At 76.6% G+C, this 1,208-nt stretch carries 1 protein-coding gene; it reads left to right on the plus strand.

Features of this window, described 5'->3' with window-relative positions:
• The coding region (locus HUW36_RS33185; protein ID WP_174531621.1) for a S1 family peptidase at window positions 1-1,198 on the plus strand (1,198 nt) is incomplete at its 5' end.
• Window positions 1,199-1,208: the final 10 nt, after the last annotated feature.

The raw sequence follows: 1,208 nt of genomic DNA on the forward strand, positions 1-1,208 counted from the left end.
GCCGAAGCGGGTCGCGCGTGGCGTCGCCGAGCTGGACGCGGTGAAGACCCGCCTCGACGCGGCCGGCGCGGACGCCGGTCCGGACATCGCCGGCTGGTACGTCGACGTGGCCAGCAACTCCGTCGTGGTGGTCGCCCGACCGGGCGCGGAGGCGGCCGGCCGTCGGCTCGCCGCCGCCGGTGGTGCGGGCGGCGGCACGGTCCGGGTGCGGACCGCCGACGAGGCCCCCCGACCGTTGTTCGACGTGCGGGGCGGCGACGCGTACTTCATCAACGACGCCGGCCGCTGCTCGGTCGGTTTCTCGGTGGTCGGTGGCTTCGTCACCGCCGGGCACTGCGGCCGGCCGGGGGACCGCACCACCGGATCGAACCGGGTCGCCCAGGGCACGTTCGCGGCCTCCTCGTTCCCGGGCGACGACTGGGCGGTGGTCGAGGTCAACGGCGACTGGACGCCGCAGGGCGTGGTGAACGACTTCAACGGCGGCACGGTGGCGGTGAACGGCTCCACCGAGGCCCCGGTCGGCGCCTCGATCTGCCGGTCCGGTTCCACCACCGGCACCCGCTGTGGCCTGGTCCAGGCCAAGAACGCCACGGTCAACTATCCGGAGGGGACGGTCACCGGGCTGACCCGGACGAACGTCTGCGCCGAACCGGGCGACTCCGGGGGCGCGTGGCTCTCCGGCGACCAGGCGCAGGGCGTCACCTCCGGGGGCTCCGGCGACTGCACCCGGGGCGGGGTCACGTTCTTCCAGCCGGTCAACGAGATCCTCCAGCGCAACAACCTGACCCTGGTCACCGCCGGCGGCCAGCAGCCGCCCGCCGAGCCCCCGGCCGGTGGCGGGGAGACCGCACCGCCGGCCGCTACGCCGCCCGCGCCGCCGGCCGCCGACACAGGGTGCACCGGCCAGGTGAGCCGCACCGGCCGGATCGCCGCCGGACGGATCCAGGTGCAGCCGGACGGCCGCTTCTTCCGGGTGGCCGGTGGCGCGCAGGAGGCCTGCGTGACCGCGCCGGACGGCGCCCGGGTGGTGCTGGAGCTGCAACGCTTCACCGACGGCGCGTTCCGTACCGTGGCCCGCGCGGACGGCGCGGACGGGACCGCCCGGCTGACCGCCGACACCCCGGCCGGCGCCTACCGCTACCGGGTCGTCGGGCTGGCCGGCTCCGGCGCGTACACGCTGGCGTTCTCCGCCCGCTGACCGCCGCCGT

This window comes from Micromonospora maritima (assembly GCF_902825405.1).
GTDB lineage: Bacteria > Actinomycetota > Actinomycetes > Mycobacteriales > Micromonosporaceae > Micromonospora > Micromonospora maritima.